General features: G+C 70.7%; 19 protein-coding genes and 2 rRNA genes. 13 read left to right on the forward strand and 8 right to left on the reverse strand.

The features are described 5' to 3' along the window. The 3 genes from BG418_RS38085 to BG418_RS38095 all read left to right on the forward strand — a co-directional run. A 23S ribosomal RNA gene (locus BG418_RS38085) occupies positions 1 to 96 on the forward strand; the annotation flags it as partial. Positions 97 to 172: 76 nt separating this feature from the next. Then, a 5S ribosomal RNA gene (gene rrf, locus BG418_RS38090) occupies positions 173 to 289 on the forward strand. A gap of 124 nt (positions 290 to 413) precedes the next feature. Then, on the forward strand, positions 414 to 2,675 hold the full coding sequence (locus tag BG418_RS38095; protein ID WP_188278667.1) for an excinuclease ABC subunit UvrA: 2,262 nt from the start codon (positions 414 to 416) through the stop codon (positions 2,673 to 2,675). Between the two features lie 55 nt (positions 2,676 to 2,730). On the opposite strand, the gene BG418_RS38100 is transcribed toward BG418_RS38095, so the two are convergent. Both BG418_RS38100 and BG418_RS38105 read right to left on the reverse strand, forming a co-directional pair. After that, entirely contained in the window at positions 2,731 to 4,401 is a 1,671-nt protein-coding gene (locus tag BG418_RS38100) for a hypothetical protein (RefSeq protein WP_188278668.1), read from the reverse strand. 138 nt (positions 4,402 to 4,539) lie between these two features. Beyond that, on the reverse strand, positions 4,540 to 4,926 hold the full coding sequence (locus BG418_RS38105; RefSeq protein WP_188278669.1) for a VOC family protein: 387 nt from the start codon (positions 4,924 to 4,926) through the stop codon (positions 4,540 to 4,542). 105 nt (positions 4,927 to 5,031) lie between these two features. On the opposite strand from BG418_RS38105, the gene BG418_RS38110 reads away from it, so the two are divergent. The 3 genes from BG418_RS38110 to BG418_RS38120 all read left to right on the forward strand — a co-directional run bounded on the left by BG418_RS38110 (position 5,032) and on the right by BG418_RS38120 (position 7,945). Beyond that, positions 5,032 to 5,667, forward strand: coding sequence for a nucleoside/nucleotide kinase family protein (locus BG418_RS38110; RefSeq protein ID WP_223186042.1), 636 nt, complete (start codon positions 5,032 to 5,034; stop codon positions 5,665 to 5,667). An 83-nt stretch (positions 5,668 to 5,750) separates the two neighbouring features. Then, a complete protein-coding gene (locus tag BG418_RS38115) occupies positions 5,751 to 6,710 on the forward strand; it encodes a hypothetical protein (RefSeq protein WP_188278671.1) in 960 nt (319 codons plus the stop codon). An 86-nt stretch (positions 6,711 to 6,796) separates the two neighbouring features. Then, positions 6,797 to 7,945: an aminopeptidase P family protein gene (locus BG418_RS38120; RefSeq protein ID WP_188278672.1), complete on the forward strand. Its 1,149-nt coding sequence runs from the start codon at positions 6,797 to 6,799 to the stop codon at positions 7,943 to 7,945. Here BG418_RS38120 and treZ read toward each other — a convergent pair whose 3' ends face one another. Next, positions 7,946 to 9,697 (reverse strand): malto-oligosyltrehalose trehalohydrolase, encoded by a 1,752-nt coding sequence (gene treZ / locus BG418_RS38125; RefSeq protein WP_188278673.1) that lies wholly within the window; start codon positions 9,695 to 9,697, stop codon positions 7,946 to 7,948. 117 nt (positions 9,698 to 9,814) lie between these two features. On the opposite strand from treZ, the gene BG418_RS38130 reads away from it, so the two are divergent. Next, the gene (locus BG418_RS38130; protein WP_188278674.1) at positions 9,815 to 11,164 is read left to right on the forward strand and encodes a GH1 family beta-glucosidase; all 1,350 of its coding nucleotides are present in this window, start codon (positions 9,815 to 9,817) and stop codon (positions 11,162 to 11,164) included. A gap of 41 nt (positions 11,165 to 11,205) precedes the next feature. On the opposite strand, the gene BG418_RS38135 is transcribed toward BG418_RS38130, so the two are convergent. After that, a complete protein-coding gene (locus tag BG418_RS38135; RefSeq protein ID WP_188278675.1) occupies positions 11,206 to 12,165 on the reverse strand; it encodes a GNAT family N-acetyltransferase in 960 nt (319 codons plus the stop codon). 158 nt (positions 12,166 to 12,323) lie between these two features. Between BG418_RS38135 and BG418_RS38140 the strand changes: the two genes are divergently transcribed. Together BG418_RS38140 and BG418_RS38145 are read left to right on the forward strand one after the other, a co-directional pair. Beyond that, positions 12,324 to 12,872 (forward strand): FHA domain-containing protein, encoded by a 549-nt coding sequence (locus tag BG418_RS38140; protein WP_188278676.1) that lies wholly within the window; start codon positions 12,324 to 12,326, stop codon positions 12,870 to 12,872. A 123-nt stretch (positions 12,873 to 12,995) separates the two neighbouring features. Further along, the gene (locus tag BG418_RS38145) at positions 12,996 to 13,475 is read left to right on the forward strand and encodes a GNAT family N-acetyltransferase (RefSeq protein WP_188278677.1); all 480 of its coding nucleotides are present in this window, start codon (positions 12,996 to 12,998) and stop codon (positions 13,473 to 13,475) included. A 57-nt stretch (positions 13,476 to 13,532) separates the two neighbouring features. Here BG418_RS38145 and lpdA read toward each other — a convergent pair whose 3' ends face one another. Beyond that, positions 13,533 to 14,969, reverse strand: coding sequence for a dihydrolipoyl dehydrogenase (gene lpdA / locus BG418_RS38150; RefSeq protein WP_188278678.1), 1,437 nt, complete (start codon positions 14,967 to 14,969; stop codon positions 13,533 to 13,535). A gap of 107 nt (positions 14,970 to 15,076) precedes the next feature. Between lpdA and BG418_RS38155 the strand changes: the two genes are divergently transcribed. After that, positions 15,077 to 15,976 carry a LysR family transcriptional regulator gene (locus BG418_RS38155; protein ID WP_188278893.1) on the forward strand — a complete coding sequence of 300 codons (900 nt, stop codon included), beginning with the start codon at positions 15,077 to 15,079 and terminating at the stop codon, positions 15,974 to 15,976. Here the strand turns inward: BG418_RS38155 and treY are convergent. Then, positions 15,973 to 18,348 carry a malto-oligosyltrehalose synthase gene (gene treY / locus BG418_RS38160; protein WP_188278679.1) on the reverse strand — a complete coding sequence of 792 codons (2,376 nt, stop codon included), beginning with the start codon at positions 18,346 to 18,348 and terminating at the stop codon, positions 15,973 to 15,975. The two genes, BG418_RS38155 and treY, sit on opposite strands and share 4 nt — an antisense overlap. Positions 18,349 to 18,709: 361 nt before the next feature. Next, a complete protein-coding gene (gene glgX, locus BG418_RS38165; RefSeq protein ID WP_188278680.1) occupies positions 18,710 to 20,830 on the reverse strand; it encodes a glycogen debranching protein GlgX in 2,121 nt (706 codons plus the stop codon). A 378-nt stretch (positions 20,831 to 21,208) separates the two neighbouring features. Here glgX and BG418_RS38170 point away from each other — a divergent pair, with 378 nt between their 5' ends. Beyond that, the gene (locus BG418_RS38170; protein WP_188278681.1) at positions 21,209 to 22,444 is read left to right on the forward strand and encodes an SAV2148 family HEPN domain-containing protein; all 1,236 of its coding nucleotides are present in this window, start codon (positions 21,209 to 21,211) and stop codon (positions 22,442 to 22,444) included. 90 nt (positions 22,445 to 22,534) lie between these two features. Further along, positions 22,535 to 23,257 carry a 3'-5' exonuclease gene (locus BG418_RS38175; protein WP_188278682.1) on the forward strand — a complete coding sequence of 241 codons (723 nt, stop codon included), beginning with the start codon at positions 22,535 to 22,537 and terminating at the stop codon, positions 23,255 to 23,257. 87 nt (positions 23,258 to 23,344) lie between these two features. Here the strand turns inward: BG418_RS38175 and BG418_RS38180 are convergent, their stop codons facing one another. Further along, positions 23,345 to 24,256 carry a phosphotransferase enzyme family protein gene (locus tag BG418_RS38180; protein ID WP_188278683.1) on the reverse strand — a complete coding sequence of 304 codons (912 nt, stop codon included), beginning with the start codon at positions 24,254 to 24,256 and terminating at the stop codon, positions 23,345 to 23,347. Between the two features lie 128 nt (positions 24,257 to 24,384). On the opposite strand from BG418_RS38180, the gene BG418_RS38185 reads away from it, so the two are divergent. After that, positions 24,385 to 25,632 (forward strand): ABC transporter substrate-binding protein, encoded by a 1,248-nt coding sequence (locus tag BG418_RS38185; protein WP_188278894.1) that lies wholly within the window; start codon positions 24,385 to 24,387, stop codon positions 25,630 to 25,632. The last annotated feature ends 89 nt before the right edge of the window (positions 25,633 to 25,721 follow it).

Raw genomic sequence — 25,721 nt, forward strand, 5'->3', positions numbered from 1 at the left:
TAAGGCTCCCAGTAGACGACTGGGTTGATAGGCCAGATGTGGAAGCCTCGTAAGGGGTGGAGCTGACTGGTACTAATAGGCCGAGGGCTTGTCCTCAGTTGCTCGCGTCCACTGTGTTAGTTCTGAAATAACGAACAGCTGTGTCAATGCCAGCGTTCAAATTTCATAGTGTTTCGGTGGTCATAGCGTTAGGGAAACGCCCGGTTACATTCCGAACCCGGAAGCTAAGCCTTTCAGCGCCGATGGTACTGCAGGGGGGACCCTGTGGGAGAGTAGGACGCCGCCGAACAAATTTTGAGAAAAGCCCCGTACCGGGATCCGGTACGGGGCTTTTCTGCGTTCTGGCATCATCGACGGCCGCCACCCGTCTAGCCTGGGGCCCCATCGTGCCGTACGAGCGAGGAGCCCCGAGAATGACGCAGCACGCGGCAGACGGTCACCACGAGATCCAAGTGCGAGGAGCACGGGAGAACAACCTCAAAGGCGTCGACATAGACATCCCGAAGCGGCGGTTAACCGTCTTTACCGGCGTATCGGGCTCCGGCAAGTCCTCGCTGGTCTTCGGCACCATCGCCGCCGAGTCACAGCGACTGATCAACGAGACGTACACCGCCTTCGTACAGTCCTTCATGACGAGCGCTGCCCGCCCGGACGTCGACGCCATGCACAACCTGACCACGGCGATCGTGCTGGACCAGGAGCGGATGGGTGTCAATTCGCGCTCCACCGTAGGCACCGCCACCGACGCGTTCACCATGCTCCGGATCGTCTTCAGCCGTCTCGGCGACCCGTATGTGGGAACGTCGAGCGCCTTCAGCTTCAACACCCCCGAAGGCATGTGCCCGCGCTGCGAGGGGATGGGCGAGGTCACCGCCGTGGACCCCGACCAGCTCGTCGACCGGGAGAAGTCCCTCAACGAGGACGCGATCACCGTCCCCAACATGGGCGTCGGCACCTACAACTGGGAGACCTTCGCCAGCACCGGGCTGTTCGACCCGGACAAGAAGCTCAAGAACTACACCGACGCCGAGTGGGAGGACTTCCTCTACAAGCCGGCGACCAAGGTGAAGATCGGCACCAAGAGCTTCAACTACGAGGGCCTGGTCGTGAAGATCCAGCGGGTCTATCTCAACAAGGACCGCGAGGCCATGCAGCCGCACATCCGCGCCTTCGCCGACCGGGCCGTGTCCTTCGCGGACTGCCCCGACTGCGGCGGCAGCCGCCTCAGCCAGGCGGCTCTCGGCTCCCGTATCAACGGCGTGAACATCGCCGAGTGCGCGGCCATGCAGATCAGCGACCTCGCCGCGTTCGTGCGGGGACTCGACGAGCCGTCCGTCGCCCCGTTGCTCGTCAACCTCATCGGCCTCCTTGACTCCCTCGTCGAGATCGGACTCGGCTACCTCAGCCTCGACCGGAGCACCGGCACCCTCTCCGGTGGCGAGGCCCAACGCGTCAAGATGGTGCGGCACTTGGGCTCCAGCCTGACCGATGTGACGTACGTGTTCGACGAGCCGACCACCGGCCTCCACCCGCACGACATCGCCCGGATGAACGATCTGCTGATCCGGCTGCGGGACAAGGGCAACACGGTGCTCGTGGTCGAGCACAAGCCCGAGGTCATCGAGATCGCCGACCACGTGGTCGACCTCGGGCCGGGCGCGGGCCAGCATGGCGGCGAGATCTGCTACTACGGCGACGTCGCCGGGCTGCGCGCGTCCGACACGCTGACCGGCCGGCACCTCGACCACCGGGCACGGCTGCGCGAGACGTTCCGCAAGCCGAGCGGTCACCTCTCCATCAAGGGCGCGGCCCAGCACAACCTCCGCGACGTCGACGTGGAGATCCCGCTCGGCGTGCTGACCGTCGTCACCGGTGTCGCGGGCTCCGGCAAGAGCTCGCTGATCCACGGCAATCTGGCCGGCCGCGACGGCGTGGTCGTCGCCGACCAGTCACCCATCCGCGGCTCCCGGCGCAGCAACCCGGCCACGTACACCGGACTCCTGAATCCGGTCCGCAACGCCTTCGCGAAGGCCAACGGCGTCAAGGCCGCCCTGTTCAGCGCCAACTCCGAGGGTGCCTGCCCGACTTGCAACGGCCTCGGTCTGATCTTCACCGATGTCGCGATGATGGGCCAGGTCGCCTCGGTGTGCGAGCAGTGCGAGGGCCTCCGGTTCACGCCCGAGGTGCTGACGTACACCCTGAACGGCAAGAACATCAGCGAGGTGCTGGGCATGCCCGTGGAGGAGGCGGTCGACTTCTTCCCCTCCGGTCAGGCGCACGCCATCGTCTCCCGCCTGGCGGACGTCGGCCTCGGCTATCTGCGCCTCGGCCAGCCGTTGAACACCCTCTCCGGCGGTGAGCGCCAGCGGCTCAAGCTCGCGATCCACATGGCGGAGGACCGCTCGGTGTACGTCCTGGACGAGCCGACCACCGGCCTCCACCTCGCCGACGTCGACCAACTGCTGGCCCTGCTCGACCGGCTGGTCGACTCCGGCAACACCGTCATCGCCATCGAGCACCACCAGGCGGTGATGGCCCACGCCGACTGGATCGTGGACCTCGGCCCCGGAGCCGGCCACGACGGCGGCCAGGTCGTCTTCACCGGCACCCCGGCCGAACTGATCGCGGATGCGGATACTTTGACTGCGCGTCACCTCCGTGACTACGTCGCTTAGACCGTCGGTCCTCCTCTAGCGATCGGGATCGGGCAGCTGCGGAGCGGGAGTTCTGTCAGGTGGCGGCGCCGGGAGCCTCGGGCACAGAGGCGCTCACCGCCGTCACCGCGGCCTCCGCCTCCTTCGCCAGCTCGGCGCAGCCCGCACGGCCCGCCGGAGTCAGCCGCCGGAACAGCTGCTCCCCGGTGGCATAGGCGGCGGAGGCGTGGGCGGGCATTCCCGCCTCGCCGGCCGCTATCGCCAGCCGGAAGTGCTCCCCGACGACGCTCATCCCCAGTCCGTAGTTGTGCCAGCCCTCGGCACTCGTGTCCTCGGCCGCGTCCGGACCGGCTTTCGGTATGGGGATGTCGAGCGCCGTCTGTACCGCGTCCGACCCCGCCGCCGATCCCAGAGCCGTCTCCGGATCACCCGCCCCGAGCGCGGTCACCACCCCGCGCAGCGCCGCCGCAGCCGATTCCAGTGCCTCCCGCTCCCGCTCCAGCCGGGCGAGCGTGCATCCCTCCGACGCCCTGTTCCACGCCGTGTCCTGGAGCGAGACGTAGAGCCGCTGGGCGCGGGCTGCCTGGGCCAGGTCGCCGATCAGCTCCAATTCGTGGCTGAGGGTGCGGAGTCGGGGCCGGTCGGCGCCCGAGTACGGCCCGGGCTTGTGCCCCGAGCGCAGGGCGCGCAGTATCTCGGCGTCCGGCCCGGTGTCGTCCAGCATCCGTATGAGCGCGGCCCGGGCGTGCTCGGTGAGACCCTGCGAGTGGGCAAGTGCGATCCAGGTGAGCTCGCCCTCGTCGGCAGGGTCCGTGCCGTACTCGGACTCGTCGAGGTCCCGTGCCCAGCGTCCCAGCGCCGCCGCATCCTGCGGCATGCCACCGAGGCCGCACCACGTGTCGTACGTCGTCTCATGGACCTCGCGCAGCAGCGGCAGATCCTCCGGCAGTCCGCGCAGCCCCACCAGGACGACGGCGAGGCGCAGTTCGTCGCTCATTCCGGCCTGGTCCGCCTCGCGCTTCATCAGCAGGCGCAGGAACGGCAGATCCTCTTCCCGGCGGTCGTACTGCGCCGCCCGCAGCACCACCGCCCGGCGGGTGTCGTCCCCGGCCACGTCCTCCCAGGCGGCGGGGTCGGCGCGCAGCAGCGCCAGGTCCGCGCGGCCCGGACCGAGCACGGTCTGCCACAGCGGCGGACGGGGATGCCGGTCCAATGGCTCGTAGGCGAGCAGTTCCTCGGCGTTGAGCAGCAGATATTCGGGCTCGGTACGGATCAGGGCGTCGTACAGCCGGGCGACCAGCTCGGTGGGGGAGCGGTCGGGCAGCCCGAGCCCGGTGCGCAAGTCGGCCCGGAACGTGGCCAGTTCCGGGACGTACTCAAGGACCTCCTCCTCCAGCTCGGCCAGGTCGTCCCGGATCCGCTGTTCGCCGTCGGGATCGTCCGCCGGGGTCAGCGAGACGCAGTCGTGCCAGGACGGCAGCCCGATGATCACCTCCAGCGCCTCGGTGACGCTGTCGCCGATCAGCCCGGCCTGGCCCTCCGACGACGCGTACAGCACGCGCCCGCCGCCGCACACGAAGAACGTGCCGCCGGTGTCGTCGCCCGCTATCGGCACCAGCGAGCCCCCCGAGGCCAGCCGCACCGCTTCGACATGATCGGCCCGGTCCAGGTCGAAGTTGAAGGGGTACGCGGCCAGTTCGGCCAGGTCGGGTCGCTGTCGCAGCAGGTCGAGTGCGTGATCGGTCATGTCACAGAACGTAACAGCCCCCACTGACAACGCCGTTGCGCAGCCGTCGCCCGGGCTCGTTTCGCGGAGGAGTCTGCGCAGGTGGCAGGGCTGGAGCAGAGGTTTTCCACAGGTTCCCGGGCTGCGGTCGGTGGGGTTCTACACGGGCTGGAGCAGGTCCCAGCGGTTGCCGTACAGGTCCTCGAAGACCGCGACCGAGCCGTACGCCTCGTGCCGGGGCTCCTCCAGGAACCGCACGCCCGCCGCCGTCATCCGGGCGTGGTCGACCGCGAAGTCCTCGGTGTGGAGGAAGAAGCCGACCCGGCCGCCGGTCTGCGCGCCGATGCTCGCGCGCTCGGCCTCGTTCTTGGCGCGGGCCAGTAGCAACGACGCGGTGCCGGTGCCGCGCGGCCGGACCACCACCCAGCGGGAGCCGTCGCCACGGTCGGTGTCCTCGACCAGTTCGAAGCCGAGTGCGTCGGTGTAGAAGGCGATGGCCTCGTCGTAGTTGCGGACGACGAGGGCGATGAGCGCGATGTGGGACATGGGGCGAGGTTATACGTATGACTCTGGCCTGGCCAAGCCGCCACGAACTGGAGCTCGCTCGGTGCCAGAATCCGGAGCCTGTTCGGTACTGGAACAATGCCGCGCATGGAGCCCGTCCACCTCGATCGTCTCGTCGAGCGCGCCCGGCTGCTCGCCGCGCCCGGCCGCCGGTGTCTGCTCGGTATCGCCGGGCCGCCCGGAGCCGGGAAGTCCACCCTGGCCGAGCGGCTGGTCGAACGGCTGGGAGGGCAGGCCGTGCTCGTCCCCATGGACGGCTTCCATCTCGCCCAGGCCGAACTGATCCGCCTCGGACGCGAAGGCCGCAAGGGCGCACCGGACACCTTCGACGCCGCCGGATACGCTGCCCTGCTCACCCGGCTGCGCACCCCCGAGCCCGGCACGGTGGTGTACGCGCCCGCCTTCGACCGTGCGCTGGAGGAGCCGGTCGCCGGGAGCCTCCCGGTCGGCCCTGAAGTGCCGCTCGTGGTGACCGAGGGCAACTACCTGCTGCATGATCAAGACGCGTGGGCCCCGGTCAGAGGCCTGCTCGACGAAGTCTGGTACCTGGACATCGACGGGGAGGAACGGGTGCGCAGGCTCGTCGAGCGGCATGTCCGGTTCGGGAAGGCCCGCTCGTACGCCGAACGGTGGGTCAGGGAGTCGGACGAGGCCAACGCGCGCGTAGTGGCCGGTGGCCGGGACCGTGCGGATCTTGTCGTGAGCACCGTAGGGGCTGGGTAGGCTCGGCCTTCACCGGGCGTGGGAACGGCGTAGGGATCTACCACGGGGCTACCGTGTGACCCGTGTGACGGAAGGCAGCTGACGTGGGGATATTCCGACGAGGGCCGAAGCGGGACCGGAGCGACACGCCCCGGGACGCGGAGTTCGGCTATTTCTCGGCCGACGAGGGCTCGCGGTTCCGTGCCCAGGCACGCGAGGCGTTCGCCGAGCAGGGCCTGGAGGTGACCGTCTACGCCGACTTCGTGAAGGACAGCGGCGGCCGCCAGTTCGGCCTCGGAAACCTCGCCGCGGTCTGCCACAACGACCGCCGTGGACCGCGTGTGTGGCCGGAACTGATTCGTCGCCATGTCGGCATGGTGCTCCGCACCATGGACGGACCCTCCGCGCTCGACATCCTCTCGCCCGAGCAGATCCGCGCGCAGCTCTACCCGCGCGTGATCAGCCAGGCGAGCCTCGACCCGCAGACCTTCAGCTACGCGCGCGGTATCGCTCCCGGCCTGTACGAGATCCTCGCCCTCGACCTCCCGGAGAGCGTCATGATGCTCACCGACGAGGCGCTGGAGCCGCTGGGCCCGATCCCCGAACTGCGCGCCCAGGCCCTGAGCAACCTGCGGAATCTGCCCGTCGAGTCGCACGAGACCGTCAAGGGTGAGGACGGCATGCGGTTCGAGGTCGTCGTCGGCGACTCGTTCTACACGGCCAGCCGGGTGCTGGCGCTCGACGCCCTGGTGCCGAAGCTCACCGGCCGCGAACTGACGAAGGACGGCGCCCTCGTCGCCATGCCGTTCCGCCACCAGCTCGCGTTCCACGTCATCCGCGACTCCGGAATGATCCCCGCCCTCAACGCCATGGCGTCGTTCGCCGCGTCCGGCTTTGAGGACACCCCCGGCTCCATCAGCCCGTTCGTCTACTGGTGGCGCGACGGTACGTTGACCCAGCTCAGCGATCGAGAGGACCACGGGGACGGGCTGCGGATCCTCGTCGGCGACGACTTCCAGGAGCTTCTGGAGCGGCTGGTGGGGGACAGCCAGGAAGGCGCCTGAGCCGACGTCTGCCGCCCCTCGCAGCCCCTGCTTCCGGATGCGAAATCCCGATCGCGTTCGCCACGGCGCGAGGGCAGGATGAGGCCATGTCGCTCACACCCGCACCCGCGCCCTTCACCGCCGACGACTACCGCGCACGCATGGCGCGCGCCACCGAGTCCGCCGCCGCTGCCGGACTGTCCGGTCTGCTCGTCGCGCCCGGGCCCGACCTGGTCTATCTGACCGGCTATCAGCCGACCGCGATCACCGAGCGGCTGACCGTCCTGGTACTCGCAGCCGGACAGGAGCCGGTCCTCGTCGTGCCGAAGCTGGAGGCGTCCGACGCGGAGCACGCCCCCGGGGCCGCCGCGCTCACCCTGCGGGACTGGACCGACGCCGTCGACCCGTACGCCCTGACCGCGCCCCTCCTGGCGCCCTCTGGGAACGCCGGTTCCCCACAGCGTTTCGGGGTCAGCGACAACGCCTGGGCGTTGCACCTGCTCGGCTTGCAGCAGCGGCTTCCGGAGACTTCTTTTGCGGCGCTCACCGAGGCGCTGCCGATGCTGCGGGCGGTCAAGGACGAGCATGAGCTGGCGCGGCTCGAAGCGGCCGGAGCGGCGGCCGACGAGGCGTACACAGAGATCCTGAAGGTCCGGTTCGCGGGCCGCAAGGAGACGGACGTCGCGGCGGACCTGGCCGCTCTGCTCATCAAGTACGGCCACTCGCAAGTGGACTTCACCGTCGTCGGTTCGGGGCCCAACGGCGCCAATCCGCACCACGAGGCGGGCGACCGGACCATCGCGCACGGCGACATGGTCGTGCTCGACTTCGGCGGCCTCAAGCACGGCTACGGCTCGGACACCACCCGTAGCGTCCACGTCGGCGAGCCCAGCGCCGACGAACAGCGCGTCCACGACGTCGTCCGCGAGGCCCAGCGGGCGGGGTTCGAGGCGGTGCGGCCGGGCGCGGCCTGCCAGGACGTCGACCGGGCGGCGCGCGCGGTGATCGAGGAGGCCGGATACGGCGAGTACTTCATCCACCGCACCGGCCACGGCATCGGTGTCACCACCCATGAGCCGCCCTACATGATCGAGGGCGAGGAACAGCCGCTGGTGCCCGGCATGTGCTTCTCCATCGAGCCGGGCATCTATCTGCCGGGCCGCTTCGGCGTGCGCATCGAGGACATCGTCACGGTCACCGAGGACGGCGGCCGCAGTTTCAACAACACCGCGCGCGAGATGGCAGTCGTCGAATAGTCAACCGATCGCGGGGCCGAGCACCGCGCAGCTCTCGGGCGGCAGCAGGAACTCGCCGTCCGGGCGCGGCGGTTGCACCGGCTCCCACGCGGCGAGCACCTGGCAGTTGTTCCTGCCGAGGGGGATCACGGCGGGCTCCTTGGCGAGGTTGACCACGGTTCTGAGGTCGCCGCGCCGGAAGGTGAGCCAGCGCGCCTCCTCGTCGTGGACGACCTTGACGGCGGCGATGTCCGGGTCGGTGAAGTCGGGCCGCGAGCGCCGCAGCGCGATCAGCTCGCGGTACCAGGCGAGCACGCGCGCGTGGGGCTCGCTCGCGAGCTCGCTCCAGTCCAGACAGGAGCGCGCCCTGGTGGCCGGGTCCTGTGGGTCGGGGATGTCCCCTTCGGCCCACCCGTGCGCCGTGAACTCCCGCCGCCTGCCGCTGCGTACGGCCTCGGCGAGCTCCGGATCGGGGTGGTCGGTGAAGTACTGCCAGGGCGTGCTGGCGCCCCACTCCTCGCCCATGAAGAGCATCGGGGGGTACGGCCCGGTGAGCACCAGCGCGGCGGCGCAGGCCAGCAGCCCGGGGGAGAGGGTGGCCGAGAGCCGGTCCCCCAGCGCCCTGTTGCCGATCTGGTCATGGGTCTGGGAGTAGCCGAGGAAGCGGTGGGCGGGGGTTCTCGCGCGGTCGACGCGGCGGCCGTGGGTGCGGCCCCGGAAGCTCGAATACGTGCCGTCGTGGAAGAAGACGCGGGTGAGCGTCTTGGCGAGGGCGGCGAGCGGGGCGCGCGCGAAGTCCGCGTAATAGCCCTGCGACTCGCCGGTGAGCGCGGTGTGCAGGGCGTGGTGGAAGTCGTCGTTCCACTGGGCGTGCAACCCGAGCCCGGCCTCCGCGCGCGGGGCGGTCGTACGCGGGTCGCACCGGTCGGACTCGGCGATGAGGAAGAGCGGGCGGCCCAGCTGGACGGAGAGCACGTCGACGGCCGTGGAGAGCTCTTCTAGGAACGGCAACGCGCGCGTGTCGACGAGCGCGTGCACGGCGTCCAGACGCAGTCCGTCGAGCCGGTAGTCGCGCAGCCAGGCGAGCGCGCTCTCCAGGAAGTACGCCCGCACCTCGTCCGACCCGGGGGCGTCCAGGTTGACGGCGGTGCCCCAGGGCGTGTGGTGGGTGTCGGTGAAGTACGGGCCGAAGGCGGGGAGGTGGTTGCCGGACGGGCCGAGGTGGTTGTGCACGACATCGAGGACGACCCCGAGGCCGTGTTCGTGCGCCGCGTCGACAAATCGTTTCAGCCCCTCGGGGCCGCCGTACGGCTCGTGCACGGCCCAGGGCGACACGCCGTCGTAGCCCCAGCCGTGCCGGCCCGGGAAGGGGCACACCGGCATGAGCTCGACATGCGTGACCCCCAGTTCCGCCAAATGGGCGAGGCGGGCGGCCGCCGCGTCGAAGGTGCCCTCCTCGGTGTACGTGCCGATGTGCAGCTCGTAGAGGACGGCTGTGGGCAGCCGACGGCCCTGCCAGGGCTTCTGCCAGGTGAAGAGCTCGTGGTCGACGACGGCGCTGAGGCCGTCGGGCCCGTCCGGCTGGCGGCGCGAGCGGGGATCGGGCAGCGTCGGGCCGCCGTCGACGGCGTATCCGTAGCGGTCGCCGTCCCGCGCCTCGGCCTCGGCCAGCCACCACCCCGGCCGGACCGGATGCGGCTCCATGTCATGACGCGCGCCCCCCAGCTGGAGGGCGACCCGGTCCGCCTGCGGTGCCCACACCTCGAACAACATGCTCCATACCTTCCGTTGCCCGCGTACCGTCAATCGTGGAACAGGGCATCCAATAGTCGGCGGAAGGCGGGATCAAGGGCTAGAGGTTGTGGTTACTCGCCATTAAGGTCCGGATCCATGACCCTGCCGCCGTTCCCGCACGGCTTCCTCTGGGGAGCCTCCGCCTCAGCCTTCCAGACCGAGGGAGCCGCCGCAGCCGAGGGCAAGGGCCCCTCCGGCTGGGACGCCTTCGCCGCCGAGCCGGGGCGGATCAAGGACGGCTCCGACGCCTCCCGGGCCACCGGCTTCCACGCCCGCTACCGCGAGGATGTCGCCCTGCTCGCGGGCCTCGGCGCCGGAGCCTTCCGCTTCTCCATCAGCTGGCCGCGTGTCGTCCCGGGCGGCGCCGGCCCGGTCAACGTCTCCGGGCTCGACTTCTACGACCGGCTCGTCGACGAACTGTGTGCCCGGGGCATCGCCCCCGCGCCGACGCTCTACCACTGGGACACCCCGCTGGAGCTGGAGGAGCGGGGCGGCTGGCTCGACCGCGACACCGCATACCGCTTCGCCGACTACGCGCGCGTAGTGGCCGACAGACTCGCCGACCGCGTCCCCATGTGGATCACCATCAACGAGCCGGCCGAGGTCACCCTGCTCGGCTACGCGCTCGGTGAGCACGCCCCCGGCAAGAAGCTGCTCTTCGACGCGCTGCCCGCCGCCCACCACCAGCTGCTGGCGCACGGCCTCGCCGTCGGGGCGCTGCGCTCGGCGGGCGCCGACAACATAGGGATCGCGGTCTCGCACACTCCGGTCTGGGCGGCCGATGAGAGCGAAGAGGATCGTTTCGGCGCGGATCTGTACGACACCATCAGCAACTGGATGTTCGCCGACCCCATCCTGACCGGCCGCTACCCCGACGACGGCTTCGCCTCTCTGATGCCGGGCCCGGTCGCCGACGACCTCGCCATCATCTCGACGCCCCTCGACTGGTACGGGGTGAACTACTACAACCCCACGCGCGTGGGCGCGCCCACGCCCGAGGCTGTCGACTCCTTCGCGGGCTTCCGGATGCCCGCCGAACTGCCCTTCGGCATCAGGGAGATCGAGGGATACGAGACCACCGCCTTCGGGTGGCCGGTCGTCCCCGACGGCCTGCGCGAGATGCTCGTACAGCTGAAGGAACGGTACGGGGACCGCCTGCCGCCGGTATACATCACCGAGAACGGCTGCTCCTACGACGAAATCGCGGACGCAGGCCGGATCCGCTATCTCGACGGCCATCTGCGCGCCCTGCACACGGCCATCGCCGAAGGCGTCGACGTGCGTGGCTACTTCGTCTGGTCGCTCACCGACAACATCGAGTGGATCGAAGGTGCCTCACAGCGCTTCGGGCTCGTCCACGTCGACTACGAGACGCTGCGGCGAACCCCGAAGGACTCCTACCGGTGGTACCGGGACATGATCCGCACCCAGCGCGCCGCGCAGTAAGCCCGTGAGGGTCACTGTCGCGGCACTGATGTGAGGTTCACCTATTGCTCTGACCAGACCATGTTGATCGCCCGCTCGAAGGTCACGAAACCCGCGCGCGCGAAGGCGTTCGCCATCGGGACGTTGCCGAGGTCCGTCGCGGCACGGATGCGCGGAACGTCCTCAGCGGCCAGGACACGGGTGCCCTCGGCCAGGATGTCGTCGATGTAGCCCTGACCCCGGTGGGCGGGCAGCACGCCGACGTACGCGATGATCGGGTGGTAATTGTTGCGGGCTGCGATGACGAAGCCCACCGGGCCGCCACCGTCCGGGAGTTCGGCTATCCGCCACCACTCCCGGGGCGTCCTGAAGGTGGCGAACTCCTCCTCGTACATCAGCTCGGCCGACTCGCGCGGCGTCATGGTGAGCAGTTCCGCACGGCTGTGCTCGTCGAGCGTGCCCTCCAGGATCAGCGTCATCAGCGAGAGCAGTTCCTCGCGGTCCGTCGCCGGGCGGAAGGTGAGGCGGGTGGACGGCGCGGGGACCGGGGTTCCCGGGCGCCACTCCAGGCGCAGCCGCTCCACGAGTACGCGCGCGCCGGTCTCGGCCAGGATGTTCATCCGCGTCTCGACGACCTCGCGCGCGTGCGGGTCCTCGCGCCAGTCGCCGGGAGCGAAACGCCCGTACTCGGGACGCGGTGCGCCGGCCGGGATCACCGCGGCGGTGGCGGTCTCCAGGAGCCGCAGCCCGACGGCATGCCGCTCACCGGGCGGCAGGCTGTCGTCGACGTCGAAGAAGTCGAGGGTGTACGGGGCCTCGTGGTCCGGCGGTGTCCACCAGGAGAGGCGGGCCTGCACGCGGTCCTCGCGCAGGGCCACCCACATCCACTCGGGACGGCGGCGCCCGGTGGCCAGATCGTCTTCGACCTCGTGGTCGAGCACATAGGAAAGCTGCTGGAAGAGCCCGAGTTCCTCGGGCCCGGCGAGCGGACGGAAAATGATGTCCGACGCGGATGTCGTCAAGGAGTTCCCCTCAGAGGTGTAACGGTCGGCAGAACCTAACAACGGTGCCCGGGTGCCGGGCAAGGGGATTAGGCGCAGGTCAGTGGGGATGGCGGCGTGAGTCGGCAAACTGCGGCTCTGCTGGACACGCCGAGGCCGTCGGCCCGACAATCGCTGCTGTGACGTCGTCCTTCGAGTTCCACACGTATCCCGCGCGGCTCTCCGACGCCGAGCGCGACCGTGTGCTCGACGTGCTCAGAGAGGGCGCCGCCCAGGGCAAGCTTTCGCACGACACCTTCCTGCGGCGGATGGAACTGGCCCTTTCCGCGCGTCAGTCCGAGGAGCTGGCCGCGCTCACCGCCGATCTGGAGTCGGAGAGCCGCTGGTCGCGTGCGCTGTACGGCGCCGTGAGCCGCGTTTCCGGGTTCACCGTCGCCATGCGCCGGGCCTGGCAGTCCGAGCGGCTGCCGAAGCTGCTGTTCCCCGTGCCGGGCCCCTACCCGCTGCGTATCGGCCGTGATCCGCACAACGGGCTGCGGCTCAGCCACGAGACGGTGTCCCGGGTGCACGCGGAGCTGACCCACCAGTCCGGCGTGTGGGTGCTGCGGGACCTCGGCTCCACCAACGGCACCAGCGTCAACGGGCGCCGCGTGACCGGTGCGGTGGTCGTCAATGACGGGGACCAGGTGAGCTTCGGGCGGATGAGCTTCCGGCTCGCCACGCACTGAGCCACGAAGACCTGGGCTGGGATCCCGAGCCGGAACCTGAGCAGGGAGCCTGAGCAGGGAGCCTGAGCTGCGCAAACGCCCCCGCAGAGGCCGTTGTCAGTGGTGCCCCTCATCATGGCGGGTATGAACGACGACCAGCAGCCCCGTGTGCGGCACGCCCGCCCCGCCGATCTGCCGCGCCTGGCCGAACTCGCCGCGGAGCACGCGGTGTACGAGAAGGCCGCGCCGCCCGCGCCCGACCTCGCGGAGCGGCTCGGAGCCCTGCTCTTCGGCCCGGAGACTCCCCGGGTGCGCTGTCTGGTCGCGGAGACCCCGGACGGCGAGGTGGTCGGATACGCGAGCTGCGCGCCCGAGTTCTCCACCTGGCAGGCGCGTGAGTACCTGCACATGGACTGCCTCTTCCTCCGCGACGGCCACCGGGGCCTCGGCCTCGGCGCGCTGCTGATCGACGCGGTGAAGGCCGAGGCACGGGCGCTCGGCATCACTGAGGTGCAGTGGCAGACGCCGGTCTGGAACGAAGGGGCGCGCCGGTTCTACGACCGAATAGGCGCGACCGGCCGCGAGAAGATCCGCTACGCCCTGCCCGCGGGCCTGGAGGCGTAGCGGGGACCTTGGAGCCGAACGGCGGCTGAGCCCTGCGACCGGCCCCCTCGCGCGGCCTCACTGCTGGTGGAGGCCGCGTCCCGCCAGGGTCAGGAACGTCTCGCCGACCGCTTCCGACAGGGTCGGGTGGGCGTGAATGTGGCGGGCCACATCGGACGGTTCGGCGTCCCAGCCGACGATCAACTGGGACTCGGCGATCATCTCGGAGACGTTCGGGCCGACGAGATGGACGCCGAGGACCTGGCCGTCGCGCTCGGCGACGACCTTCACCACACCGCCCTGGCCGTGCACCATCCCCTTGGCGACGGCCGTCAGGGGCATCGTGTTGACGACGACGTCGTGCCCGCGGTTGCGGGCGTCCGCCTCGGTCAGCCCGACCGAAGCGGTCTGCGGGGAGGAGTACGTGACACGGGGCACCGCCGCGTAGTCGACCGGCGGTGACGTCAGACCGGCGAGGGTCTCGGCCACGAGCAGGCCCTCGGCGAACGAGGCGTGGGCCAGACCGAGGGAAGGAGGAGGCAGCAGATCGCCGACGACGTGGATTCCGGGGACCGGGGTTTCCAGGCGCGCCCAGTCGGCGGGGGCCACGAACCCCTGCTCGTCGGTGGTCAGTCCGGCCGCCGCCAGGCCGAGGCCGTCGGTCACCGGGGCGCGGCCCACGGCCACCAGCAGCCGCTCGGCCTCGATGGTCCGGGTCTCGCCGCGTGAGGTGCGCACGGTCGCCCGTATGCCCTTCTCCAGGAGCTCGGCGGACAGGAAGCGGGCGCCCGTCTGCACATCGATGCCGCGCTTCTTCAGGCCACGGGCCAAGTGGCGGCTCACATCGGTGTCTTCGAGCGGGACGAGCCGGGCGGCGGCCTCGACCAGGGTGACGTCGGCGCCCATCGAGCGGTGGAAGGAGGCGTACTCGACCCCGATCGCGCCGCCACCGAGGACGAGGACGGACTGCGGCAGTCCGGGGGCGAAGAGCGCGTCGTCGCTGGTGACCACGCGCCGCCCGTCGGCCTCCAGGCCCGGCAGCATCCGGGGCCGGGAGCCGGTGGCGAGGACGATGCCGCGCCGGGCGGTGAACGCGCCGTGCCCGTCGACGCTCACAGTCCGCTTGCCGGTCAACCGGGCGCTGCCCCGGACTACTTGGACCCGCGCGTGCGAGAGGTGGCTCTCCACGCCCTTGTGGTTGCGCGAGACGATGTCGTCGCGGGTGGCCACCAGGGCGGACCAGTCCACCGAGTCGAGCGTGGCCTTCACGCCCCAGCGCTCGCGCGCCTCGGCGATGCCGTCGACGAGTTCGGCTGCGTGCAGCATCGCCTTGCTCGGGATGCAGCCGCGGTGCAGGCAGGTGCCGCCGACCTTGTCGCGCTCGGCGAGGACGACGGTCAGGCCGAGGGCGGCGGCCCGCAGGGCGGTGGAGTACCCACCGGTGCCGCCCCCGATCACGATCACATCGGCCACTCGGTTGTCCTCGGCCACAGGGTTCACAGGGTTCTCGGTCATGGGTCCAGCTTCCGGCCGGACCTTGCCATGAGTCCAAGGCAATGTTCTTGTGGGGTCGATGCACAACGCATATGGGAGGGGCGGGGATCGATGTGAGCCTGCGGCAGATGGAGTACTTCGTGGCGGTCGTCGAGGAGTCCTCCTTCACGCGCGCGGCCGAGCTGTTGCATGTCACCCAGCCCGCACTCTCGCACCAGATAAAGGCGCTGGAGAAGTCCGTCGGCGGCGACCTGCTCGAACGGCTTCCGCGCGGGGTGCGCCTCACGCCCATGGGCCGCGCCTTCCTGCCGCACGCCCAGCTCGCCGTGCGCAGCGCCGCGCGGGCTCAGCGGGCCGCCCGCGCGAGCGCTGGGGCGGCGGGGGGCGAGCTGCACATCGCGTCGGTGCACTCGGTCGCTGTGGGGATACTGCCCGACGTCTTCGCGCGGTGGCGCCGCGAACATCCCGGGGTGGGGCTCGTCCTGCACGAGTACGCGTCCACCGAGGCCCTGGAGGAAGAGCTCGAACGCGGCACCGCCGACCTCGCCGTGGGGCCCCGGCCACGCCGCTGGGACGGACCCGTCGTCGAGGTCGGCGAGGAGGAGATCGCGCTGATCGTCCCCTTCGACGACCCGCTCGCCGGCCGCTCGTCGGTGCGGCTGGAGGAACTGGCCGACCACAACTGGGTGCGGTGCGCGATGGAGCCGGTCGTCGACGGGATGCCGTTCCTCGATCTGGCCTGCGGCCGGGCGGGCTTCGCGCCCCGCACCGCCCTGCGCACCGAGCACACCTCGACGGCGGTACGGATGGCCGCGGCGGGCGTCGGCATCGTCGCGGCCCCCTCACACGTCGTACGGGGCGGGCTCGGGGAGGACTGTGTGGTGCTGCCGGTCGACCCGCCCTGGAGCCGGGCCCTGGCGGTCTTCTCCCGCGTGGAGCTGACCGGAGCCGCGGCCGCCTTCGCCGATCTGCTGCGCAGGTCGGCGCCGTACGGAGGCAAGGGCGAGTCACCCGTGACCGGTTGTTAGAGCCCCGCCTCCGCGACCCGCCGGAGCAGCGCGACGGGACGGTCGGCGAACAGGGTGCCCAGCCCCACCGCCCCCGTGAACTCCCGCCCGACGCACAGGACATCGGCCCATACGCCCTGCGGCAGCGGCAGCTCTGTCGTGCCCCAGCCGCCCGACTCGGCCAGCCGCAGCGACAGCCGGGTCACCGCCGTCACCACCTCGCCGGAGCGGCAGAACGCGAGGCAGTGAGCGGCCGACGGCCCGGTGGCGGTCAGTGGCTCGTATGTACCCAACTCTCCGAACACCTGCGGAAGTTCCCGGCGCAGGCGAAGTGCCTCGATCGAGACCTTCCACTTCTCGTCGGGGGCGGAATCCGGCTCGGAATCCAGCGCGGCCTCGGGGAAGTCCACCGGCCGCCGGTTGTCGGGGTCGACGAGCGCCAGGTACTCGGACTCCGTGCCCTGATAGACGTCCGGCACCCCCGGCATCGTCAGATGCACCAGCGCGGCACCCAGCACGTTCGCGCGCGTGGCGGCGGTCAGGCCGCGAGAGAACTCCTCAATCTCGGCCGACAGCGGCCCGGCAGGCCCCGCTGCGACGAACTGGGCCAGCGCGCGCTCGTACACCGGATCCTGTTCGGTCCAGCCGGTGCGCAGCCGAGCCTCGCGCGCGGACTTGAGCAGGGCGCCGCCCAGCCGCTCCTCCGTGACGCCGGTGCCGCCCAGGCCGACCGCCGTCTGCCAGGCCGTCCACGCCAGATGCGGATCGGGCGCGGGGCCATCGGGCACGCGCGCGGTGGTGAGCCGGTCGAGGAGGGCCGCCCACCGCCCCGGGCACTCGGACAGCGCCGCGATCCGAGCCCGTACGTCCGCGCTGCGCTTGGTGTCGTGCGTGGACAGTACGGTCCCGGTGGCCGGCCAGTCGCGGGCGATGCGGGCGCAGAAGGCGTGGAACTCCTCCGGGGCGACGGCGGGCCGGTCGGGGGCGCCGCCCACCTCATTGGCCGAGAGCAGCGGCACGTAGCGGTAGAACGCCGTGTCTTCGAGGGACTTGGCCCGCAGCGCCGAGGCCGTCTGCGCGAAGCGGACCCGGAACGCGCGGTGCCCGTCGCCGTCGCCGTACCGCCCGAGCGCCAAATCACGTACGGCATCGACCGCGGCGGCCTCCTCCGGCACGGTGAACGCCTGCCTCGCCCGGCGTGCCATGTCCGGGGTCAGCACGTCCTCGGCGCCGAGCCCGTACGGCCGGTAGACCGGGATCCGCACCAGGAGCTCACGCAGGGCGAGCCGCAGGGCCCAGGGCGCGTGGTCGCGCAGCGCGGGCTCGCGGGCGCACAGTCGCGCCGCCGCGCGCGTGAGGTGGTCCACTTCGGCGGCCAGTTCATGTGTGACCACTTCGTAGGCGGCGCGGCGCGCGGTCGGCTGCCAGAGCCCGCCCCGGTCGTCGGCCTGATCAATGAACTCCCGGTAAAGGGCGATTAGTTCCGCGTGCCCGGCCGGGTCGGTGAAGAGGCCGTCGATCCGGCAGAGCGCGTCGTAGCCGGTCGTGCCGGCGACCGCCCATCCCGCCGGGAGCGGCTCCACGCGCGCGAGGATCTTCTCGACCACCGTCCAGCAGCCGTCCGTCGCCTCGCTCAGCCGTCGCAGATACGTTTCGGGGTCGGCCAGCCCGTCCGGGTGGTCCACCCGCAGCCCGTCCACCACCCCGTCGCGGATCAGCTCAAGCACCTTGGCGTGCGTGGCGGCGAAGACCTCGTCGTGCTCCACACGAACGCCGATGAGCTCCGAAATCGTGAAGAAGCGCCGGTAGTTGAGCTCGGTACGGGCCAGCCGCCACCAGCCGAGCCGGTACCACTGGGCATCGAGCAGCTCGGGCAGCGCCAGCCCCTCCGTGCCGGCGCGCAGAGGGAACTCGTGCGCCTCCCCGTACGCCAACACCCCGTCCCGCCGGTCCACCGTGAGCCGGTCCAGCTCGCTCCCGATGGGCCCGGCCAGCACCGGCAGCAGCACTTTGCCGTCGCCCGCCGCCCAGTCGATGTCGAACCACTTGGCGTACGGCGAGTCGGGGCCGTCGCGCAGCACTTCCCACAGTTGCCGGTTGTGGCGCGGCACCGCCGCCATGTGGTTCGGGACGATGTCGAGCACCAGGCCGAGCCCGGCCGCCCGCGCGGTGCGGGCGAGCCGCCGCAGCCCCTCCTCGCCGCCCAGCTCCGCACGTACGCGCGCGTGGTCGACGACGTCGTAGCCGTGCGTCGACCCCGGCACCGCTTCGAGGACCGGTGAGAGATGCAGATGGGACACCCCGAGCGAGGCGACATAGGGCACGGCGCGCTCGGCGGCACGGAACGGGAAATCCGGCTGGAGCTGCAGCCGGTAGGTCGCGGTGGGTGTCATGCGAACGTAAGTACCCCGCCGGGCGGCTTCTGTGCCTTCGGCCCATGCGTCCGCACCCGTCTGCCGCGTCAGCTTCGCCTGATGTCCGGAGCGTCGCACACCTGTCGCAAGGTCATCGCCCTCACCGGGCCCGTACTTCCCTTTGTCTCCTTCCTCGGCAGGCTGCCGACGGCCATGCGCCGGCTGGGCGGCGTGCTCCTGGTCGCCGAGACCAGCGGCAGCCTGGCCACCGCAGGACTCGCGGGGGCTGCTTTTCGTGGGCTCGCTGGGAACTCTGTACGGGGTGGTGGTCGTTCTCGGAGTGGCGTACGCCGGGCCGCCCCCCCGACACCCGTTGCCGCGCAACCGCAACCACACCCACTCACGCCGGGCGCCGCAGTACCGCCAGGCTCCGTCCCACGAGGGTGATCCGCTCGCCGGCCGTCACCTTCGGGCCGTCGCCCGGCGGCACTCCTTCCGGGCGGCCGGTGTCCACCACCACCTGCCACTGCCTGCCGTGGTTGACCGGGACCAGGAAGTCGATGACCTCGGCGCTCGCATTGAACATCAACAGAAAGGAGTCGTCAGCGATCCGCTCGCCGCGCGGGCCCGGTTCGGAGATCGCGTTGCCGTTGAGGAAGACCGTGAGGGCCTTGGCGCTCGCCGCCTGCCAGTCCTGCTGCGTCATCTCCTCACCCTCCGGAGTGAACCAGGCGATGTCGGAGAGCTCGTCGTGCGTGCCCTGCACCGGCCGGCCGTGGAAGAAGCGGCGGCGGCGGAAGACCGGGTGGTCGCGCCGCAGCCACACCATCGTCCGGGTGAAGGCCAGCAATGTCCCTTCCGGGTCGCCGCCCGCGTCGGGCCATTTCACCCAGGTCAGCTCGTTGTCCTGGCAGTAGGCGTTGTTGTTGCCGTGCTGGGTGCGGGCGAACTCGTCGCCGTGGCTGAGCATCGGCACGCCCTGCGACAGCATCAGGGTGGCGATGAAGTTGCGCATCTGGCGCTCGCGCAGCTCCAGGACCTCCTCGTCGTCCGTGTCGCCCTCGGCGCCGCAGTTCCACGACCGGTTGTGGCTCTCGCCGTCCCGGTTGCCCTCCTTGTTGGCCTCGTTGTGCTTGTCGTTGTACGCGACGAGGTCGTGCAGGGTGAAGCCGTCGTGACAGGTGTGGAAGTTGATGGAGGCCAGCGGTCGGCGTCCGTCGTCCTGGTACAGGTCGGAGGAGCCGGTGAGCCGCCCGGCGAACTCGGCGAGCGTGCGCGGCTCGCCGCGCCACAAGTCCCGTACGGTGTCACGGAACTTGCCGTTCCACTCGGTCCACAGCGGTGGGAAGTTGCCCACCTGGTAGCCGCCCTCGCCGACGTCCCAGGGCTCGGCGATCAGCTTGACCTGGCTCACCACCGGGTCCTGCTGCACCAGGTCGAAGAACGAGGACAGCCGGTCCACCTCGTGGAACTGCCGGGCCAGCGTCGCCGCGAGGTCGAAGCGGAAGCCGTCCACATGCATCTCGGTGACCCAGTACCGCAGCGAGTCCATGATCAGCTGGAGGACGTGCGGCGAGCGCATCAGGAGCGAGTTCCCGGTGCCGGTGGTGTCCTCGTAGTAGCGCGGGTCGTCGGCCAGCCGGTAGTACTGCGCGTTGTCCAGGCCCCGGAAAGAAAGCGTGGGGCCCAGGTGGTTGCCTTCCGCCGTGTGGTTGTAGACGACGTCGAGGATGACCTCGATGCCCGCCTGGTGCAGCGCCCGTACGGCCTGCTTGAACTCCAGGACCTGCTGGCCCCGGTCGCCCCATGAGGCATAGGCGTTGTGCGGGGCGAAGAATCCGATCGTGTTGTAACCCCAGTAGTTGGACATCCCCTCGTCCGCCAGCCGGTGGTCGTTGACGAACTGGTGCACCGGCATCAACTCCAGGGCGGTGACGCCCAGTTCCGTCAGATGTCCGATGACGGCCGGGTGTGCCAGCGCCGCGTAGGTGCCGCGCATCTCCTGGGGCAGCGCCGGATGGAGCATCGTCAGGCCCTTCACATGGGCCTCGTAGAGCACGGTGCGGTGGTACTCGGTGCGCGGCGGGCGGTCGTCCCCCCAGTCGAAGTACGGGTTGACCACGACCGACGTCATGGTGTGCGGCGCCGAGTCCATGTCGTTGCGGGCCTCGGGACGGTCGAAGTAGTAGCCGTACACCGCCTCGCCCCAGTCGATGCTGCCGCTGACCGCGCGCGCGTAGGGGTCGAGAAGCAGCTTCGCCGAGTTGCAGCGGTGGCCCTTGTGCGGCTCGTACGGGCCGTGCACACGGAAGCCGTAGCGCTGACCGGGCATCACTCCGGGCAGATACGCATGGCGTACGAACGCGTCGCTCTCTCGCAGCTCCACCGCCGTCTCCGAGCCGTCGTCGTGCAGCAGGCACAACTCGATCCGGCGGGCGGCCTCCGAGAAGACCGCGAAGTTGGTCCCGGCGCCGTCGTACGTGGCGCCGAGTGGGTACGCCTGTCCCGGCCACACCTGCATGGGCAAGACTCTTCCACTTCTGATCCGGGTACTGAGGGGCACTTGAAGCAGATCCTTCCGGAAAAGACGGCCGTCCCAAAGGACGCCGGAGTGCTCCGGAGGGTGATCCGGGCGCGGGAACCCCAGGTCGGGGGCTGCGGCACCCGGGGTGATCCGGACGGCATTCGCGGCCGGATCCGGCCATCGGGCGGGTGCGGCGGCGGTCCCGGCCCTGGTGGAACCGCTATGAATCCGCTCACTCCTCCCGAACCCGTCCCACGGAACGCGTCGGGTCAACAAAGGAGTTGGGAAACCAGCCTCTCCATCCGGCTGCACCGCCTCCCGCTCCCGGAGTAGTCTTCCTTGATCGTTGGAGGGGGACCGGAAGGCGGTGCGTGGGTGAGCTCGGGAGGGCTGGAGCTTCCCCCTGGTGACGCCGGTCACGAGGGGGAGTCCGGCGACATCCCGCCCGGGGCGGTCTCCCTGGCACGACCGGTGGAGATCGGGGCGGAACTGGACTGGGGCGCGGACGCCTGGAGCGAGGTGCGTACGCGCGCGCAGCGGGCCGGACGTGCCTACATCTGGCTGAATCTGGTCGAGCAGCGACTGCGGGCCGTGGTGGCCGCGGTGCTCCGGCCCATCTACGAACCGGTCCACGGCGACGACTGGGTGGTCGCGGCGGCGGGCCCGGCCGGGCAGGAGTGGGTGCAGCGCGCCGTCGCCGTACGGGAGGTCTCGCGCCGCAAGGGCTATCTGCTCGACCCGGCCGACGACAACGTGCTGAGCTTCCTCACGCTGCCGCAGCTGCGCGAGCTGATGGTGCAGCACTGGCCGTGCTTCGAGCCGTACGTGGACGACCGGCGCGATGTCGAACTCGCCCTGGACGAGCTGGAGGTCGCGCGGAACGTCGTCTCCCGCAACCGTGCGCTCAACGAGGCGGTCCTGGCCCAGGCCGAGCGGGCCTCCGCGCGTCTCCTCGACGTCCTGGGCGGCGGATCCGGGGCGCCCGCCGCGCACCGGCTGCCCATCGACGCGGTCGAGGACCTGGTCGGCGACCGGTACGCGGACGTCGTTTCGGTCCACTCCGACCGGGTGCGGCTGCAGCGCCAGCTTCCGGCCGAGGACTTGTTCAGCAACGCGCGCCGCCTCGACGCGATAGGTATCGGCCTCAACCTGCTGGTCCAGAACTACTCGGGCCGTCGGCTGGTCCGGCTCGCCGAGTCGGGCTGCCGCGTCCGGCTGCTCTTCCTCAACCCGGCGAGCAGCGCGGTCAAGCGGCGCGAGCGCGAACTGGGCCTGAAGAAGGGCGAGCTGAGCCGTTCGGTCGAGATGAACATCCTCCATATGCGGCGGGTGCGCGCCCGGCTGCGCGACCCCGGGGCCTTCGAGATCCAGGTCTTCGACGAGACACCGCGCTTCACGGCGTATCTGGTCGACGGGGACGGCACGGACGGACTCGCCGTCGTCCAGTCGTACTTGCGGCGGGCGCGCGGGATGGAGGCACCGGTACTGGTGTTGCGCGGGGGCGCGCGGCGCGGTGTCGTGCGCCCGGACCAGGATGACGAAAACGGGCTTTTCGAGACATACCGCGAGGAGTTCGAGTCGGTGTGGGCCGACTCCCGGCCCGTCTCCTGAGCAGTGGTCGGGCGGTCCGGGGCCCCGATGTCAGTGGTGCGTGCGAGGCTGGTCGTCAACTGGGGGAAAGCACCACAAGGGAGGGCCAACATGGGGTGGCACCATGCACCGCTGGTCGGATTCGATCTGGAGACGACCGGGACGGACCCGCTGGAAGCGCGGATCGTGACGGCGGCGATCGTCGGCGTCCGTGAGGGCGAGGCAGTCCGGCAGCGCAGCTGGCTGGCCGATCCCGGGATCCGCATCCCGGCCCAGGCCTCGGCCATCCACGGCATCAGCAACGAGCGGGCGACGGCGGAGGGCCGCCCGGTGCGCGAGGTGGCCGACGAGATAGCCGAGACCATCACGGGGTACTGGGCGCAGGGCGTGCCGATCGTGGCGTACAACGCGGCCTTCGACCTCACGCTGCTCGCCGCCGAGCTCCAGCGGCACGGGCTGCCGTCGCTCACCGACCGCCTCGGCGGCGCGGGGCCGGGCCCGGTCGTCGACCCGTACACGATAGACCGCGCGGTCGATCGTTACCGCAAGGGCAAGCGGACGCTGGAGGCGGTCTGCGTCGAGTACGGCGTGGTGCTCGACGGCGCCCATGAGGCGGGCGCGGACGCTCTGGCGGCGGTCCGGGTGGCCGTGGCGATAGCCGACCGCCACCCGCAGGTGGCCGGGCTGCCCCCGGCGGAGCTGCACGACCGGCAGGTCCAGTGGTACGCGGAGTGGGCCGCCGACTTCCAGCGGTTCCTGCGCAGGAAGGGCACACCGGACGCGGCGGTCGACCCGGCCTGGCCCATACGGGAGTTGGCCCCGGCCAGGGGCTGACGCGGGCAGCAGTCGGCTTCGGCTCGGGCCTGACGCGGGCATCGGCACGTCGCTGGGCGAACCCTGCAACGAGCAGCCGCGCAACGCTCAGAACGGGTACCAGCGCACCTCGGCGTCCCCGTCCCGCAGCGAGGCGACCCGGCGGCGGAACTCTTCGAGGGCCTTGGGGTTGGCCGGGGCGTGCTGGGCGACCCAGGCGCAGCTGGCTGTCTCCCGGGCGCCGCGCAGCACCGCGCACCCGTCCCACTCCCGTACGTCCCAGCCGTATGCCTCGGCGAACGCGTCGTACTGCTCTGCCGGCATCCCGTAGCGGTCCCGGGAGAGGGCCATGACCACCAGGTCGTGCTCGCGGAAGTCGGCGGAGAAGGTCTCCAGGTCGACCAGCACCGGACCGTCGGGGCCGATGTGGACGTTGCGGGGCAGCGCGTCGCCGTGGATCGGGCCGGGGGAAAGGTGGGGGGTCAGGGCGGCGGCCGCGTCGGCGAAGCCGTCCCGCCGGGCCCGCAGATAGGCCGCGTCGGCGGGGTCGATGGCGTCCCCGGCGAGGCGCAGCCAGCGCTCGACCCCGCCGAGCAGTTCACGGCGGGGCAGGGTGAACGGGGGCGACGGGAGGGAGTGGACGAGCCGCAGCAGTTCGGCGAGGTCGCGCGGCCCGGCGGGGCGGAGCGCGGCGGGCAGACGGTGCCAGACCGTCACCGGGTGTCCGGCCACGAATCGGGGCGCGGTCTCGGCGGCCCGTACGGCCGGGATTCCGCACCCCGCCAGCCAGCCCGCGATGGCCACTTCGCGCTCCGCGCGCGCGAGGAGCTCGGGGTGGTGGGTGGCGTCCCGGCCGACCTTGACCACCAGGTCGCCCACTGCGAAGACCGCGTTCTCGCCGAGCGCCAGCAGCTCCGCGGAGTCGCCGCCGGCGGCCGCCGGGCCGGTTGTCACCCTGCCCGCTGCCGCCGTGCCGAGCCCCGCCGCGGCCAGCACCTCGCGCGCCCGTGCCTCGTCCACTGTTCTCTCCCGGTGATCGTTCCGTACCGGTCAAGTCTCGCATTCACGCAGGTTGCCGCAGTGAGGAGGCAGGTTGTCTTGACGTACCGACACACCGTCAGCACGATGACGGGGGTCATTCGGCAGTCCTGACAAAGGGGTCGAACAATGACACTGGCGACCGCAATGGCGCGGCCGGAAGGGTCACGCTCCGGTTCCAGTCGCTGGCCTGGCAGAAGGAGTCGGTGGCAGCCACCAAAGAGCTGGTGAAGGAGTGGAATGCCGAACATCCGGATATCCGGGTCCAGTACGTACAGGGCAGTTGGGACACGGTCCACGACCAGCTGCTGACCGCGTTCGAGGGCGGCGAGGCACCGGACCTCATCCATGACGCCTCCGACGACCTGGCCGACTTCGCGTACGGCGGCTATCTCGCCGATCTGCGCGGGCTGCTGCCCGACGGGCTCAAGGAGGACATTCCGCAGCAGAGTTGGGAGACCGCGACCTTCGGGAACGGGGTGTACGGGGTGCCGTTCCTCCAGGAGCCCAGGGTTCTGATCGCCAACCCGAAGATCCTGAAGGCGTCCGGCATACGGATACCGACGCCCGAACGTCCCTGGTCCTGGGGCGAGTTCCGGGATGTGACGAAGCGGCTGAGCGGCGGCGGTCGGTACGGCGTCGCCTGGCCGCTGAAGGAGCCCGTGTCGATCACACTGAACCTCGGGCTCTCCACCGGCGGGCAGCTGTTCCGTCGGGGAGCGGACGGCAAGGTGCGGGTGGCGTTCGCGCCGGGCGACGCGGTGGTCCCGGGGACCGTCCACGACCAGGTGAACATCGACAAGAGCGCCGCGCGGACCACGCTCGGGATGGGTGGCTCCGACACCCTGCCCGGCTTCTTCGGCGGCAAGTACGCGATGGTCCCGCTCGGGTTCTCGTACCGTCAGCAGATAGTCCAGCAGGCCCCGGCAGGCTTCGAGTGGACGGTGTTGCCCGCTCCGGTAGGCGGCGCAAGCCTCGCGCAAGGTGTCAGCCCGCAGACGCTGTCGGTCGCCCGGGACAGCACGCACAAGAAGGAGGCCGCCGAGTTCATCGGCTTCCTGCTGCGGGCGCCGAACATGGTCCGGCTCGCCGAGGGCGACTGGATGCTGCCGACGGGGACCCGGGCGCTGGCGGCCCCGGCGCTGCACACCGCGAAGTACGGCTGGGCCACCGGAGCCGCGCTGGCGCGGTATCTGCGGCCTGCGCCCGCGCAGCCCGTGCGTGGGTACCCGGAGTGGAAGGACAAGGTCGCGACCCCCGCCTTCCAGGAGTACTACAGCGGCGCGATCGGGGTCGAGGAGCTGCGTCAACGCCTGGTCGGCGACGGGAACTTGGTGCTGGCCCGCTACCAGCGCTGACCGACGCCGACACGTCGTCAGAACGTTCGCTCGAACGAGCGAGCTAAAAAAGCTTGCACGAGACGTCTCGTCTTGTTTACCGTCGATGT

Source organism: Streptomyces sp. CBMA152, assembly GCF_014596475.1.
Classification (GTDB): Bacteria; Actinomycetota; Actinomycetes; order Streptomycetales; family Streptomycetaceae; genus Streptomyces.